The 15,591-nt window shown below is 36.5% G+C and carries 17 protein-coding genes; 13 read left to right on the top strand and 4 right to left on the bottom strand.

The features are described from left to right. Positions 1-57: 57 nt before the first annotated feature. Complete coding sequence (locus LIV57_RS02780; RefSeq protein WP_227941322.1) at positions 58-2,187, top strand: carboxy terminal-processing peptidase; 2,130 nt, start codon at positions 58-60, stop codon at positions 2,185-2,187. A gap of 55 nt (positions 2,188-2,242) precedes the next feature. Here LIV57_RS02780 and LIV57_RS02775 read toward each other — a convergent pair whose 3' ends face one another. Beyond that, on the bottom strand, positions 2,243-2,746 hold the full coding sequence (locus LIV57_RS02775; protein WP_062672846.1) for a superoxide dismutase family protein: 504 nt from the start codon (positions 2,744-2,746) through the stop codon (positions 2,243-2,245). Between the two features lie 238 nt (positions 2,747-2,984). Here LIV57_RS02775 and LIV57_RS02770 point away from each other — a divergent pair, with 238 nt between their 5' ends. From LIV57_RS02770 to LIV57_RS02725, 10 genes are all read left to right on the top strand, one after another. Beyond that, on the top strand, positions 2,985-3,632 hold the full coding sequence (locus LIV57_RS02770) for a 4'-phosphopantetheinyl transferase family protein (protein ID WP_227941321.1): 648 nt from the start codon (positions 2,985-2,987) through the stop codon (positions 3,630-3,632). 91 nt (positions 3,633-3,723) lie between these two features. Beyond that, positions 3,724-4,626 (top strand): GyrI-like domain-containing protein, encoded by a 903-nt coding sequence (locus tag LIV57_RS22940; protein WP_227941320.1) that lies wholly within the window; start codon positions 3,724-3,726, stop codon positions 4,624-4,626. A 93-nt stretch (positions 4,627-4,719) separates the two neighbouring features. Continuing rightward, positions 4,720-6,966 (top strand): TonB-dependent receptor, encoded by a 2,247-nt coding sequence (locus LIV57_RS02760; protein WP_227941319.1) that lies wholly within the window; start codon positions 4,720-4,722, stop codon positions 6,964-6,966. 49 nt (positions 6,967-7,015) lie between these two features. Further along, on the top strand, positions 7,016-7,675 hold the full coding sequence (locus tag LIV57_RS02755) for a hypothetical protein (protein WP_227941318.1): 660 nt from the start codon (positions 7,016-7,018) through the stop codon (positions 7,673-7,675). Between the two features lie 138 nt (positions 7,676-7,813). Next, positions 7,814-9,127 (top strand): 2TM domain-containing protein, encoded by a 1,314-nt coding sequence (locus LIV57_RS02750; protein ID WP_227941317.1) that lies wholly within the window; start codon positions 7,814-7,816, stop codon positions 9,125-9,127. 4 nt (positions 9,128-9,131) lie between these two features. After that, a complete protein-coding gene (locus LIV57_RS02745) occupies positions 9,132-9,437 on the top strand; it encodes a 2TM domain-containing protein (RefSeq protein WP_227941316.1) in 306 nt (101 codons plus the stop codon). Between the two features lie 33 nt (positions 9,438-9,470). Then, on the top strand, positions 9,471-10,040 hold the full coding sequence (locus tag LIV57_RS02740) for a methyltransferase family protein (protein WP_227941315.1): 570 nt from the start codon (positions 9,471-9,473) through the stop codon (positions 10,038-10,040). A 124-nt stretch (positions 10,041-10,164) separates the two neighbouring features. Beyond that, the gene (locus LIV57_RS02735; protein ID WP_202842121.1) at positions 10,165-10,461 is read left to right on the top strand and encodes a 2TM domain-containing protein; all 297 of its coding nucleotides are present in this window, start codon (positions 10,165-10,167) and stop codon (positions 10,459-10,461) included. A 27-nt stretch (positions 10,462-10,488) separates the two neighbouring features. Then, positions 10,489-10,764 (top strand): 2TM domain-containing protein, encoded by a 276-nt coding sequence (locus tag LIV57_RS02730; protein WP_227941314.1) that lies wholly within the window; start codon positions 10,489-10,491, stop codon positions 10,762-10,764. Positions 10,765-10,824: 60 nt separating this feature from the next. Further along, positions 10,825-11,568, top strand: coding sequence for a LytR/AlgR family response regulator transcription factor (locus tag LIV57_RS02725; RefSeq protein ID WP_227941313.1), 744 nt, complete (start codon positions 10,825-10,827; stop codon positions 11,566-11,568). 92 nt (positions 11,569-11,660) lie between these two features. On the opposite strand, the gene LIV57_RS02720 is transcribed toward LIV57_RS02725, so the two are convergent. Next, positions 11,661-12,887, bottom strand: a complete 1,227-nt coding sequence (locus LIV57_RS02720; RefSeq protein ID WP_227941312.1) for a DUF6051 family protein — start codon at positions 12,885-12,887, stop codon at positions 11,661-11,663. 210 nt (positions 12,888-13,097) lie between these two features. Beyond that, the gene (locus LIV57_RS02715) at positions 13,098-13,994 is read right to left on the bottom strand and encodes a hypothetical protein (protein ID WP_227941311.1); all 897 of its coding nucleotides are present in this window, start codon (positions 13,992-13,994) and stop codon (positions 13,098-13,100) included. 112 nt (positions 13,995-14,106) lie between these two features. On the opposite strand from LIV57_RS02715, the gene LIV57_RS02710 reads away from it, so the two are divergent. Together LIV57_RS02710 and LIV57_RS02705 are read left to right on the top strand one after the other, a co-directional pair. Further along, the gene (locus tag LIV57_RS02710) at positions 14,107-14,835 is read left to right on the top strand and encodes a glycine-rich domain-containing protein (RefSeq protein WP_227941310.1); all 729 of its coding nucleotides are present in this window, start codon (positions 14,107-14,109) and stop codon (positions 14,833-14,835) included. A gap of 14 nt (positions 14,836-14,849) precedes the next feature. Next, positions 14,850-15,200, top strand: coding sequence for a hypothetical protein (locus LIV57_RS02705; RefSeq protein ID WP_227941309.1), 351 nt, complete (start codon positions 14,850-14,852; stop codon positions 15,198-15,200). Between the two features lie 63 nt (positions 15,201-15,263). On the opposite strand, the gene LIV57_RS02700 is transcribed toward LIV57_RS02705, so the two are convergent. Next, positions 15,264-15,473 carry a hypothetical protein gene (locus LIV57_RS02700; protein WP_227941308.1) on the bottom strand — a complete coding sequence of 70 codons (210 nt, stop codon included), beginning with the start codon at positions 15,471-15,473 and terminating at the stop codon, positions 15,264-15,266. Between the last annotated feature and the right edge of the window lie 118 nt (positions 15,474-15,591).

Raw genomic sequence — 15,591 nt, 5'->3', positions numbered from 1 at the left:
CTTACTGCTACTAATTATTATACTTATTTTAAAAAAATTAATAAATAAAGACAGTTTATGTGGAAAAATTTCAAACTGAATAAATTTTTACTCCTTATTCCATTAACCAGTCTAATGTTTTGTTTCAACTCGCCACAGAATGACGATGAAAAGATGCAGACGATAATGGTGAGCGTAAAAAACACACTTTCTTATCTGCATTATAGCCCGAAATCTATCAATGATGCCTATTCGAAGGACGTTTATAAGCATTATTTCGAATTGGTAGATCCGGCAAAAAGATATTTTCTGCAATCTGATATGGATGAATTCAGCAAGCATGAAACAAAGCTTGATGACTATATCAACCAGGGTGATCTTACCTTTTATAAGCTTACGATTGACAGGCTGTACCAAAGAGTAGACGAGATTGATAAAATCACGCAGGATATTTTCAGTAAGCCGATCAATCTTCAGGAAGATGAAACGCTTACCCTTGAGCCAAAACTTAAAAAAGTACCTGCCAACAAACAGGAACAGTATAATGAGTGGAAAAAATTCATCAAATACAATATCCTTCAGGAAGTAGAGTCGATGAACAGCAAAGAGGAAGCTCAGAAAGAAAAGAAAGACTCTGTTCAGAAGTATAAGCTGAAAGATACGATCAAGTTCAAGGTTCTTACTCAGGACGAAAAGATCAAAAAAGCGACTGATGAAGTAAAAGACCTCGTAAAAGATACCTTTACAAGATTCAAAAAGAGAAAGAAAATGGATTGGTTTACCGTGTATATGAATGCGTATACAGAAGTATTTGATCCGCACACCAACTATTATTCTCCAAAAGATAAAGAAGACTTTGATACCCAGTTCACAGGAAAAGTAATTGGTATCGGAGCGCTGATCCAGGAGAAAAAAGGGAACCTTTACTTAGGAGCGCTTACTATTGGAGCACCGGCATGGAAGTCGAAACAGCTTTCAGAAGGTGATAAAATCCTGAAAGTAAGATCCAAACCGAAAGAAGATGCTGTAAATGTGGTAGGAATGCTTTCTGATGAAGCGGTAAGACTGATCAGAGGTGAAAAAGGAACTCCGGTAACCTTAACGGTTCAGAAAAAAGACGGCACCATTAAAGATGTAACCATGATCCGTGAAGAAGTTGCGATCGAAGATACATTTGCAAGAAGTATTGTTGTGAATGCTCCAAATGGTAAAAAATACGGTTTCATCAACCTGCCAAGTTTTAATGCTGACTTTGAAAATGCCAAAGGAAGAAACGCTTCTGATGACATCAAAAATGAGATTATTAAGCTTAAAGCCCAGAATATTGAAGGAATTATTCTAGACCTTAGAAATAATGGAGGAGGGTCGTTAACTGAAGTAGGCGATATTATGGGACTTTTCATGGAAGCCGGACCTTATGTTCAGGTGAAAGATGGAAATGGAAAAATACAGACGCTTAAAAATAAAAACGAAGCTCCTATCTGGACCGGTCCGCTTGTCATTATGCAAAATGAACTTTCCGCTTCCGCTTCAGAAATCCTTGCTGGTGTGATGCAGGATTATGGAAGAGCAATGATCATCGGATCTCCGCAGTCTTTCGGAAAAGGTACCGTTCAGACTTTTGTGGATCTGAACAGATTCCTGAACACAGAAGATGATTTCGGATCTTTAAAACTGACGATCCAGAAATTCTATAGAATAACAGGAGAATCTACCCAGAGAAAAGGTATCGTTTCTGATATTCAGATGAAAGACTTCTTTACCTATGCTGAAGTAGGAGAGCGATATGATGATTATGCATTGGCCTGGGACAAAATTTCGCCTACAAAATTCCAGAAACTGAACTATTTCAACATTCAGGCGCTGGAAAAAGCAAGTGCAGACAGAATGGCTAAAAACAGCAATTATCAGTTGTTATTAGAATCTGCTCAATGGAGAGAAAAACTGGATAAAGAAGAAAATATTACTTTGAATATTACGAAGTTTAATGAGCTGATGAAGAACAGAAAATCTCAGATTGAAAAGTTCAAAGCTTTGACAAAATTTGAGAACGGCCTTCAGTTTATCATGTATCCAAGTGAAATTGAAAGAGAGAAAAAAGACGAAGCTTTCAAGAAAAAATCTGAAATGTGGATTAAGAATCTGAAAAAAGATCTTTACCTGCAGGAAGCAATGAATATTGTATCGGATATGGGAGCTAAATCCTAAACATAAAAAACCGCTAATCTTTGTAGTTAGCGGTTTTTTTATTGAATAAAGTAGATTACTTAATTTCTACACATCCTACTCTTCCTCCTGCATTTCCGGTAGGCTGGGTATGGAAATCATCTGCTGCAGCGTGTACTATAAGACCTTTTCCAATGATGTTTTTAGACTCATCTGTACAACCCAGACACCATTTATCTGTCTTGAAAGTCAATGTTGCTGTTCCGTTCTGATCAGCAACCAGGTTTCCTATATCTCCCATATGGAAATGTTCAGCACCCCATTTACCATGATCATTCTTCGAAGGATTCCAGTGGCCGCCAGTAGAAGTTCCGTCTGCAGCAGAGCAGTCTCCTTTTTCATGAATGTGTACCGCATGGATTCCAGGAGTAAGGTTGGTAATATCCAGCTTCATAGTTACTTCATTTCCATTTTGAGTAAACTTCGCCGTTCCCCCTGTCTGTGTTCCGCTTTTGGCATTTACAGAGTATGTTTTTGTGGTTCCACATGAAACGGCAAAAACTGCAAATCCCGCCAATAATGCTAATGTTTGTACTTTCATTTTTTAAATGATTTATAGTGATTTTACGATAAATTTAAAAAAGATTTTCCAAAGCGCTTTATGATCTCACTCTTTTTTGAAAAACTTAGTTTAAATGATTGCTTTAATACAGGCTGTTGTAACCTTAAATTCCGAAACTTAGCTCTGAGGCTTACTGATTTAAAACGAGGTAGAAAAAAGCTTATTTTAGTAGCTGGGAAGCAGTGTATAATCTGATCCTTGGAGAAAGAAAAGAAAAATGATTATTCTGTATACATTCATTAGCGAAGAAAAACATCAGTCACGTTTAGACCGATACCTGCCTGCTTTTTCTCAGGAGGTTAATCAGAATATCCTGCGATACAGAAGATGGCAGGATGTGCAGCTTTCTTTACTGGGAAAGGTGCTTTTACAATATGGTTTAAAAACGTATTATAATATTTCTGATGTAAAAACAGATGTTCTTCCCAATAAAAAGCCTTACTTAAAAGACCATCATCTTCATTTTAATATATCGCATTCCAAAGAGCTTGCGGTCTGTGCTATTGCAGAATATCCTTTGGGAATAGATGTTGAATTCAGAGATCCGAAGATCACTTATCAGGATTTTATATTTCAGATGACGGCCAAAGAGCTTCAGGAAATTCATGATGCTGAGGATAAAACGGAAGAATTCTTCACTTATTGGGCAAGAAAGGAAGCTGTAATAAAGGCTCATGGAGCAGGGATGATGCTTCCGCTGGATTCTTTTGAAGTGATCAATAACGAATGCAGGATTGAAGAAGAAAAGTTCTTTACCAGAGAAATTTTTATTCATGAAGAGTATCAGGGATATATTGCATCTTCAGATCAGAAAATTAAAGAAGATGTTCTTTTATTTAAACGTTTCGAAGAAGATATCTCGTGACAAAAAAAGCGAAACGACCTCCAGACAATAGCAATAAAAGACAACAGACTTTCATTCCGGAAAAATATCTTTGTAAACTAATAATTTTGAAGTGGAAGAGTATAAAAAACGGATTGTAAAAACAATTCAATATATTGATAACCATATTGATGCAGATCTTTCTCTGGAAAAAGTTTCAGAGGTAAGCGCCTATTCTCCGTATCATTTTCACAGAATATTTAAGCTGGTTACGGGAGAAACCCTTCAGAATTATATTATCAGAAAGAAAATAGAGAAAAGTGCCCTTCATCTGGCGGTTTATAAAAATATGGACATCAAGGAGATCTATTGGGATCTTGGGTTTTCCAATCATTCTGTTTTCTGCAAAACATTCAAAAAATATTATGGTCTCGCGCCCACAGAATTTCGCAGATCAGCACCGGAAAAATTTCACAGGATTTTACAAACACAAAGCAAGAACGGACAAGTTGATACGGTTTTCAGCCAATACATTTGCAATATTGAAAACCTGTTAAACTGGACTAAAATGAATTTAAAAATCGAAGTAAAAGAAATGCCGGAAATGAATCTGGCTTCCGTTATGAGCCTTGGAATGGGCAACGTAGAACCTTCTTTTAATGTCCTGATAGACTGGGCAAAAAAGAAAAACCTGTTTCCACGGCAACATCTTAAAATGATTTCTGTTTATCACGACAGCTGTAAAATCACACCTCCCGATAAAGTCAGGATTCACGCCTGCATGCTTTTGGATGAAAAACTTCAGCAGCAGGAGGGAGAAGTATTTTCAGAAACGTTAGAAGGCGGAAAGTACATTGTAGGAAGCGGAGAGGTGACATTGGATGATTTTGAACAATGTTGGGTTTCTTTGTTCTTATGGATGAATGAAAACAATTACACCATGAGAAGAACCTTCCCTTATGAAATCTATCATTCCAATTTTAAAGAACATCCGGAAGGAAAAATGATCGTGGATTTTTGTGTTCCGGTTCATTAATTACCATTCGGGAGCAAAAGAATGCCTTTCAGTAATATATTTTTTACAGAAAGGCATTTCTCATGCTATTTTTGATTCCAGAAAACAATAAAAATGAAAACACAAGGACAAAACATACTGTTTCTGATTCTTCTTCTCACTTCCATTATGGGATATTCCCAGGTGAAAATATCGGGGAAAGTATCCTTCAAAAACAAAGGAGTCGCCGAAATAAATGTAACACTGAAAGATACCTATGATGGGACTACAACAGATGCCCAAGGTAGTTTTACCTTTGAAACTTCAGAAAAAGGAGCACATACAATTACTTTTACCCACCCGAAATATGAGAATGTGGAAAGATCAGTTTCTATTGAAAATCAGGATATTTCTTTGAATATTGAGCTTAAAGAACAGATCAGTGAGATTGATGCAGTGGTGGTTTCTGCAGGATCTATTGAAGCCAGCGATAAGAAAAGAGCAACAGCATTACTCACTCCCATTGATATTTATACCACAGCAGGAGCAGACGGACAGATTTCTTCGGCATTGACTTATCTTCCTGGAGTTCAAAAAGTAGGAGGAACGGAAGGTTTGTTCATCCGTGGAGGAACAGGAACCGAATCTAAAATCTTTATGGACGGAAGTCTTATCAACAATTATTTTTCCAATTCAGTTCCGGGAATTGCGGGAAGAGATCAGTTCAATACTTCGCTTTTTAAAGGAAATATCTTCTCAAGTGGTGGTTATTCGGCGTTGTACGGCCAGGCCCTTTCGGGAGCTTTAATGCTGGAAAGTGTGGATCTTCCGGATGAAACTTCTTATAATATTGGGATTTCACCTATTTTCCTGAATGCCGGATTTCAGAAGTTAGGAGATAATAAAAACTATTCTTACGGAGCTACGGCAGGATATTCTCTGCTAAGCCTGATGCAGAAAGTTTTTAATTTTAATACAGATTTTGTTGAAGCTCCGCAAGGTCTCAACGGAGATCTGAATTTCAGATTTAAAACAAAATCAGGAGGCTTTTTCAAATATTACGGAATGTTCAATTCCAATAAAATGGGAGTAAAGTCGGAAAGCCTTGAACCTGGATCCGATTTCAGTCTGATAAAGCTTAACGGTAAAAATACATTTCACAACCTTTCTTTTAAACAAAAATTCGGAAAATATCTGCTTAATGTGGGCGGTTCTTATTCCTACAACAGATCGGATCTTCATTTTTCGACGGAAACCAATGATATTGAATCCAACAGAAGCCAGCTTCTGACTGATGGAAACTATGTGAACTTCAAAGCAGTTCTTGAAAGAAAGATAAACAGAATCAGTGCCGTAAGAGGAGGAATTGAACTGAATAATACGGATGAAAACCTGAATTTTGAAGCTGTGCAGAAACATTATAAAGACCTGGTCTCTTCTGCTTTCGTGGAAACAGATCTTGGCTTCAGCAATGCATTGTCAGCAAAAATAGGGGTGAGAGCAGAGCATTCTTCTTTTTTAGGAAAGGATAATATTGCGCCTCGTTTTGCGATTGCCTACCGTCTTGCAAAAGACTGGACCACTTCATTAGCTTACGGGATTTTTTATCAGAATCCGGAAAGTAAATACATCAATGGACCTGCCAATCTTGGTTTTCAGAAATCACAGCATTATATTTTCCAGGTTCAGAGAGCTTCAGAAGGCAGAACTTTACGTTTTGAGGCATTTTACAAGAAATATGACCAGTTGATTAAGACGTTCAATATTACCCAGGACAAAGAGCAAAATCAGCAGATTCAGACCGCTTTAAATAATGATGGCTATGGATATGCAAAAGGACTGGAGTTTTTCTGGAGAGATAATAAAAAGACATTTGAAAATATCGATTATTGGATTAGCTACTCTTATCTGGATTCAAAAAGGGATTTCCTGAATTATCCGGTAAGCCTGCAGCCGAGTTTTGCAGCAGAACATACCCTTTCAGCCGTTGCAAAAAGATTTATTCCGGAATGGAAGCTTGGGGTCAATTTATCATATACTTACGCGAAAGGACGGCCTTATTATGACATTGCCTCCACATTTAAAGATGGAAAAGCCGTAAATTTTATTCGTAATGAAGGAAGACTTAAGGATTACAACGCATTGAATTTCAGTATTAATTATCTTCCGAATATCGGTAAAAAAGATGCGAAAGCCTTTCCTGTATTTGTATTGAGCATCAGCAATATTTTAGGATCAAAGAATGTATATGGCTATAATTTTTCAGCCAATGGTTCCAGAAGCTCTGCTATTGTTCCGCCAGTCAATACTTTTGTTTTCATAGGAGCATTTATAAGCTTTGGAGTAGATAAAACAGATGATGCCATCAATAATAATTTATAAAAAACATATCTTAGAACACACAATAAACTAACTTTTAAAATTTAATATCATGAAAAAATACCTTTTAAGTTTTGCTTTAGCTTTGGTGAGCTTAACGGCTTTTGCACAGGCAGATTACGACAAAATAATGTCTGAAAAAATTGCGAAAATTGAAACCTGTAAAACCCCGGAAGATTTCCAGGCTCTTGCCAATGATTTCCAGAGAATAGGAAGCAAGGAAAGCTCAAAGTGGTTACCTGCTTACTATGCAGCATTTTCTTATATCCAAAAAGGAAGAACCCTGATGAGGGACGGAAAAATGCAGGAACTGGATGTTATTGCGGATCAGGCAGAGAAAAGTCTTTCATTGGCCCAGAATCTTGCAGGAGCAGATAATGCGGAAATTCATCTGTTGAAAAAAATGTCTTATTCCCTGAGAATGATGGTGAATCCTGCCCAGCGTTATATGACAGATGGGGTAAGAGCCGCTGATGAACTTAATATTGCAGAAAAATTAGATCCTTCAAATCCAAGAATTGCATTGATCAAAGCAGAAGATGTCTATTTTACTCCCGAACAGTACGGAGGAAGTAAAACCAAAGGATTGGAACTATTTAAAGATGCCAAGGCCAAGTTTACAGCATATAAGCCTAAAACAGCTTTAGATCCTAACTGGGGAAGAGGAGAAGCCGATTATTTCCTAAGCTTACCGGCAGAAAAAACAAAGTAGTTTTCTCTATATTTCAATCAATCAACCTTCATTCATGAAGGTTTTTTTATACCATTCGGAAAGAAAAATCAGCCCTTCGGTAACAATTAATTTTTGATACCTTTAATAAAAACTAATTTTGAGTCAAGAAAACAGATCATGAAGCGTAAATATTTGACAACCTTACTTTGGACATCATTGGGAACTACATTGTTTTTCTTTTTGTTTTTTAATGATGAAAAAACCTTGCAGACCTTTCTGATCACGTTGCTCCTTTCAACCATGTACTCTTTTGTTCTGGGATTTGGAAACGGATTTATCAATGAGTTCCTCAACAGAAAATTTCCATGGTCCGAAGCTACCCGAACGAGAGCTATTTTAAGTATCATTTCCATTATTATCGGAAACTTTATTCTGGTGTATTTCTGTAATTATATGAACTATGTGGTGATTCAGAAAACAGCAACCACACAAGAGTTCTTTTCCTCTAAATATGGGGTAACCAATTGGTTTATGATCAATATTGCCCTTCTGATTTCTGCTTTCCTGCACGCGAAAGGTTTTATGGAAGAACTGAAGAAAACTTCCAAAAAAGAAGTGGTGGAACAGAAGCTTATCGCCAAATCCGCCAATGCCCAGTTTGAAAGTTTAAAAAACCAGCTGGATCCGCATTTTCTTTTCAATTCCCTGAATGTTTTAAGCTCTCTGATTGATGAAAATCCCCGACAGGCACAAAAGTTTACCGCCTCAATGTCAAAGATTTACCGGTATGTACTTGAACAAAAAGATAAAGAGCTGGTAACGGTGGAAGATGAAATAGAATTTGCCAGAACTTATTGCGAACTTTTAAAAACAAGGTTTGAAGACAGTGTAGATTTTACTTTTGATGTCGCTAAAGAGGATTATCAAAAGTATGTAGTTCCACTGGCTTTGCAGCTCTTGCTGGAAAATTGTATCAAACACAATTTTGCAACGTCATCAAAACCTTTGGTCATCAGAATTTTTTCGGACGGAAATACCCTTTGTATTGAAAATAATCTTCAGGTAAGGGAGCAGATCAAAGAAAGCTCAGGCATTGGTCTTGCTAATATTGTACAGCGTTATTCCCTTATTACGGAGCGAAATGTCTTCATTGAAAAATCCGAAGATCATTTTAAAGTAAAACTTCCGATGCTAATGGCTAAACCGCATATTTCTACATCAAAACCTGAAGATGATTCTGCCGCTTACCAAAGGGCACAAAAGAGAGTAAAAGAGATTAAGAGTTTTTATATGAACCTTATTTCTTACTGTACCGTAAGCGCCTTTTTAATCTTTATTAATCTTTTTACAAGCAGCAGAAATCATTGGTTCTGGTTTCCCGTACTGGGATGGGGAATAGGCGTTGCTTCCCATGCATTTCAGGTGTTTGGAGTAGGAGAATCATGGCAGGAAAAGAAGATTCGTGAAATTATGAACAAACAAAAAAAATAACACCATGGGAAGATTTGACGAAAACAATATTGAATATCAACGGGCAAGAAGGCAGGTAGAAAGACTGCGTGGATTTTACGGACATGTATTCGCTTATATCGCTGTGAATGCTCTGATCGTTGTCTATAATTATATGCACCTGAAGCCTGGTGAAAGCTATTTTCAGTTTAAAAACTTTTTTACGGCAACTTTCTGGGGAATAGGGCTTGCAGCTCACGCGGTGACCGTTTTTCTGCCGCAGGTTAATTTTATCAGGAAATGGGAAGATAAGAAGATCAAGGAACTGATGGATAAACAGAAAGATCACTAAATAGGAAATTTTAATCTAAAAAAATTCTTTACAATGAATACCTTATCAACGCTGTTCTACATTTCAATGGCTGCTTGGTTTCTCACGGAATTCCTTTACAAGAACATGCTGAAGTCCGGCAAAAAAGATCAAAAGAACAAGGATAAATCAACTCTGAATATCCTATGGCTGGCCATTCCTTTTTCCATTGCAAGTGCAGTATTTGTGTCTTATCAGACTCATTTTCCAATGGCTGATGGCGTCTGGATACTTTATCTGGGCGAGCTTTTTATTCTTGCTGGGATTATTGTCAGATACATGATCATCAGGTCATTGGGAAAATATTTTACGGTAGATGTAACCATCAGACAGGATCATAAAATCAAAAAAGAAGGATTTTATAAGTATCTGAGGCATCCTTCCTATGCTTTTTCTCTGCTGACTTCTCTTGGCCTCGGTTTGTATTTAAATAACTGGCTTTCATTGATTTTTGCTTTTATTCCTCCTTTTTTAGCCTTTGCCTACAGGATTAAGATTGAAGAACAGACGCTGATAGAACAGTTTGGGGATGAATATATTGAATACAGAAAAAGCACCAAAAAATTGATCCCATTTATTTATTAATGACAGGTTTTTACAGTTCAGACAGCATAATCTACCATTCGGTCACATAAAATTGATTCGTAGCACTTTCCTGAGCTAACTTTGATTCAAGAAAAAACAAACCAACCTTTTAAAACAAATCATTATGGAAATTTTACCAGACAAAGAAACAATAGCTTACAGAAAAGCTTCAAGAAGAGTGAAAGACCTGAAAGAATTTTATGGAAACCTTACCTCTTACTGTATCATTATTCCTTTTTTAGCAATACTGAACATTGTAACTGCTCCCGGATATTTATGGTTTCTATGGCCTGCACTGGGATGGGGAGTAGGAATTGCATTTCATGCCATAAGCGTATTCGGGATTGGTAAAAGCTGGGAAGAAAGAAAAATCAGAGAACTGATGGAGAAGGATGAAAAACAGAAAATTAAAACACTATAAACAATTATAATTTAAAAACTTACCATCATGGATTACGAAACTGCTCAAACAAAAACCCGCAACATCAGAAAATTCTATAAAAGCCTTTTTATATTTGCCTTATTTGCCGTTCTGATCATTCCTGATGATATTTTTGGTGAAAAAATGATCAGCTTTCATTGGTTTGACCGATATACTATTCTTGGAATCTGGGGATTTATTATTCTGGTAAAAGCGGCAAAACTATTTCTCTTTGATTCCGAATGGGAAAAAGATATGATTGAAAAAGAACTCAGAAAAGAGAAAAAAACGATACACTATTAAAATCTGTCCACTTTTATATAAATTTATTTCCTAAAATCTGAAAACCAAAACTTAAACTCAATGATCAAAACTGTCATTATAGAAGATGAAAAACCGGCTTCAAGGAAATTAGAGAGAATGCTGAATAACTTTCCTGAAATAGAGATCGTTGCCAAAATAGAATCAGTAGAAGAAGGTGTTGCCTGGTTTTCTGAAAATGAACATCCGCAGCTGATCTTTTCCGATATTGTTTTAGGTGACGGACTGTCTTTTGATATCTTCGAAAAAGCACCTACCAAAGGTTTCATTATCTATACAACAGCATTTGATCAGTATACCCTGAAAGCCTTTAAGCTGAACAGCATTGATTATCTTTTAAAACCCATTCTTGATGAAGACCTGGAAGGAGCCGTAGAGAAATTTAAATCCTTCATTCCTGCCAGCGATACCAATGGTTCTCAGGATATCAAACAGCTGATCAGAAAAGAAAAATCTACCCTTTCCAGAGTGCTGGTGAAAATAGGATACAACCTTAAGATTATTCAGACTCACGAAATAAGCTGCTTTTTCAGTGAGAATAAAATCGTTTATCTTCAGACGGAAGACCGTACCTATCCGTCAGATTTTACACTTGATGAGCTGGAAGATGTATTGGATACGAAAAAGTTTTTCCGGGTGAACAGGCAGTTTATTATCAGTTCGGATTATATCAAAAATATCCATACTTCGCCTTACTATAAAGTGGACCTTGAGTTTCAGCCTGAAGAGGAAATAACGGTCAGCAGAGACCGCGTGAAAGACTTCAAAGACTGGCTGGTCAGTTGATAACGACTAACTTAAAAAACAAACACCATGGATCTTATACTATTTATTTTTAAACTGTTTCTTTCTCTATTTTATCCCTGAAAGATAGATCATCAGGCATTATAGAAATCACTGGCGGATTGTACAAACTGGTGAAATGCTTTGGTAACTTCTTTTGAATGCTTGTGGGTAAGCGGAAAGGGAACCATATGGGAGTATTCAAACGGGAAATCTTTGATTTCAATATCGACTTTAATATTCCTGTAACCGCCCTGCAGTGTGTTTAAAGCTTCTATCGGAGGTGCTACACTGTCTTTTTCCAAGACATAGGCTTTGATCTGAGATTGGATTTCCTGAATTCTTTCCTCTCTTTCCTTCTGGAAATAATTGTAGCGGAGCATTTTTTTAAACCAGCTCTCCTGTGGATGCAATGCTTCGTTCTGATAATGTTTCAGGCGTGAATCTGACTTAAAATCCGAGCTCAGCAGTTCCGTAAAAACAGACTGCATTTTAACTGTTGCCTGAGTATCCATGATGTATTTGGATATCGGAAACATCCTGTCGATCGTCATTCCACCACAAAAGCAAAACACTTTTGATCGGGTAAAATAATGATGGGGATCTGCCATTTTGATAATCAGAGAAAGAAATGATCCTATAGAATACCCAAATAAATCCAGATCTGCTTCCGGGGAAATACTCTTGATTTTACCCTTTTTAATATCCTTTACCACTTCTGTGATATCAGAATAGGTCTGGAGGCCAGACCAGAAAATTCTTTGCGGATGAGCTTCAAGTCTGGAACTTATGGCAGCATTCACATAAGAGTAATTCATGTTTTCCGGGTAATTTCTCTTCCTGAAACTAACCACTTCCATCATATGATGGCGGTCACTCCAGATAGGTTCTGCACGATCCATATGAAATGCAATGGGAAATAAAATGATGGCCTTTTGTGTTCTTTGAGCCAGTTCATACGCCCATGGCAGGTATTTATCCCATTTCTTTTCGTTCAGACCATGGAAAAAAAACAAAGCTCCTTCGGCTGTTTCTATATCTGCCCGCTTCAGGATATGATATTCAAATCTTTTATTGCATTCAATATCAAAATCTTTGATATCTACAGCGGGTTGGTCGTACAAGAGATAACCATTTTTGTTGATTTCGAGTGTTTGCTTATGTTTGTTGCAATGCTGATTTTCTGAGCCATAAAGCAGGTCACAAACCTTGGATTCAAAAGGAATTGATTCAATGCTTACATTCAATTCTTTAATTTCAACCCTGCCATTTCCGGAATCAAAATGATTTTTCAAAACTTCATACAATTCATAATATTCCATAGCAAGACGATTGAGGGGTTCATATTTAGAACCATCAAGTTAGAGAATTATTGCGGTAATGAATTGATTTTTAAGGTTTAAATATATTCCTGGCATAAGAGAAATACAATAGACACGAAACAGTCTTATTCCCTGACCATGATATAAAGATTGATGATGATGTTTTATTATTGAGTTTTTTGTATCCGATAATTTTTTTATCTCTTTTAACTATCTGTAATCTATTCTGTTAGATTCGGTATCTTCAAGTTGTTTAACAATTGATTCAGGTATTTCGTCACTGTCAATGGGAAAACTTATGGAATCAGAAATAAAGGTTTTTCTGTCCGCTTTTCTGAAGATTTCAAACAAAGCAATCGGCTCCTGATTGAAACTAATGCAGGTGCTTATGAAATGGATTTCGTGGAGTTTATAGTCCGGGTTCTTAAGTTTTTCTTTAATATCCTTTATCCTAGAAATGAAATGTCTCTGACGGATAAACGTATTGCTGTTCATGATGATGAAAACATAATCAGAATAGGCTGTCACCTTTCCGAAATATTTGTGATGATCACCACCGCTTCTTTCAATAAAATATTCTCCGGTGGTTTCAGACTTGTAAATTTCCATCGCAGAGCGCCATATACGGTCTTCTTTTGCCATCAAAGGATTATCAGGTAGATTTCTGTTGTAAGAATACCAGCAGCCTATTAAACGGTCTAAAAGTGCGGTATTCATATTGGCATTATTCATATCAATCCTCAGATCATTAAAATTGAATGCCTCCGTATTTGAATTTATGAAATCTATGTAATTGGAATACCCCAAAACTTTGACAATTAAACTCAGTTTGGCAAGGTTTGGTCTGCTTAAAGCAGCATTTTCATTCTGTTTAAATTTTTTCAGTTTATTGATGATCAGATGTTCATACAGATAATTCGTTCCCAGAAGATCTGGCTCTTTTTTGATCTCTTTTTCAGAATGATCGTTGATAATCAGGTCGTTCAATTCTGCGCTTATATAAGACCATTCGGTTTTGGTAACATCTTCCCAATGGTTTTTCTTTAAAAATTGCCAGCTTAAGAAATTCATCAGTTTCTCAAGATGCAGGATATCTTCCTTTTTCATGGAGTTTATTTATAAGACTAATTTAAGATTTTTATCAAACCAAAAAAGATTTTTGAAAGACTTTTATATTGTATAATCCATGGATATTTGAATAGAAACAAAAATCAAAACAATGGAAACAAAAATGCTATTACAAGATGAGTCCCTTTGGAACAGGATACAGGAATTTTCTCTGGATGCTCCCGGTGTCGAGTTCCCTTTCTCAAAAAAACTCGCAAAAGAAGAACGCTGGAGTCTTGATTTTGCCAGAAAAGCAATTGAAGAATACAAAAAGTTCGTTTATCTCTGCTGTATTCTTCCGCATGGAGCTTCTCCCAGTAACATTGTTGACAAGGTTTGGCATATGCATCTGATCTACACCCAAAATTATTGGGAAGAATTCTGTCCTCATATTTTAAAAAGACCACTTCATCATCATCCATCCAAAGGAGGTTCTGCGGAAAAAGAAAGACATCAGAACTGGTTTGAAGATACTTTAACAGGCTATCGGCAGATATTCCGGCAAGAAGCACCCGAAGAAATCTGGAGAGAGCGTAAGAAAAAGTCAACCTTGCAATCCTGGCTTAGAAAAACGGCCTTCTTTGCTCCAATATTGGTGTTATTGCTTTTATTTTCGTGTACAGAAGGAGATAACTTTTCGGGGTTAATGGTTACTGCTGTTGTATTTGGGATTATTTTCATTCTGGGAACTATCGTTTCAATCATAGGAGATCAGGAGGTTTCTGATCCTAGCCGAAAAGATAAGCAAAACAATGACGGAGGAAGTTGTGGCGGATCAAGCTGCAGCGGAGGCGGCGGTTGTGGAGGCGGCTGCGGTGGTTGCGGAGGATGCGGAGGATAATAAAACTAATCATTATGAAAAAACTCATCATTTATTCAGTTCCGGTTGTGATAGGCTTTATGTGGCTTATGGCAGTTCATCAGACATTTAATCCGATTATTCTTAAAGGACCTGACTTTCTGAGGTTCTATTTCATCCTGATCCTCGGATTTTATGCTTCGCTTTTTATTCTAAAGTCTTTGAAAATAGCTATTTCGAGTACAACACTTTATTTTGCGGGATTTATTTTATTGTTGGGTATTATCAAGCTTATCAGAGGGTTCTTGTTGGGAAAACCTGTTGGGTTTCTTGTTATAATCTTAATAGCAGAATGTATTGTTACATTGATTTTTATCTCAGGTCATGTCAATGAAAAGATAAAGTAAAACTTATTATTAAAAACAAACCCGAAACAAAAATGTTCCGGGCTTTATTATGTGTTGTTGATATTAAATATCTTTCTTTTCTTCTTTTGCGGGCTTATAGCCATATTTCCGAACCATAACGGAAGTCAGGACTACCAAAATAAGACTGATCGCAATATTGGAGTTTTCCGGATGTACAATGGCCTGATAAAAATTATAACCGAAAATAGCGGAGACAAAAGCAATCAGAATATTATTGACATAAGCATACTGGTTTTTTGTAGATGTTTTCATAGTAGTTTTTTTATTGTTATTTACTGAGTAAGTATGACAACTTACAAAACGTTACAGAAAAATTTCAAAAAAATCTTTTCTTTAAAAAAAAACAATCCCAATATACTTAAAACCTCTA

Origin of the sequence: Chryseobacterium sp. X308 (assembly GCF_020733145.1) — a bacterium.
GTDB classification, from domain to species: domain Bacteria; phylum Bacteroidota; class Bacteroidia; order Flavobacteriales; family Weeksellaceae; genus Chryseobacterium; species Chryseobacterium cupriresistens.
Note: the sequence above shows the minus strand (reverse complement) of the source record. Positions and strands in the feature narration are given on the sequence as shown.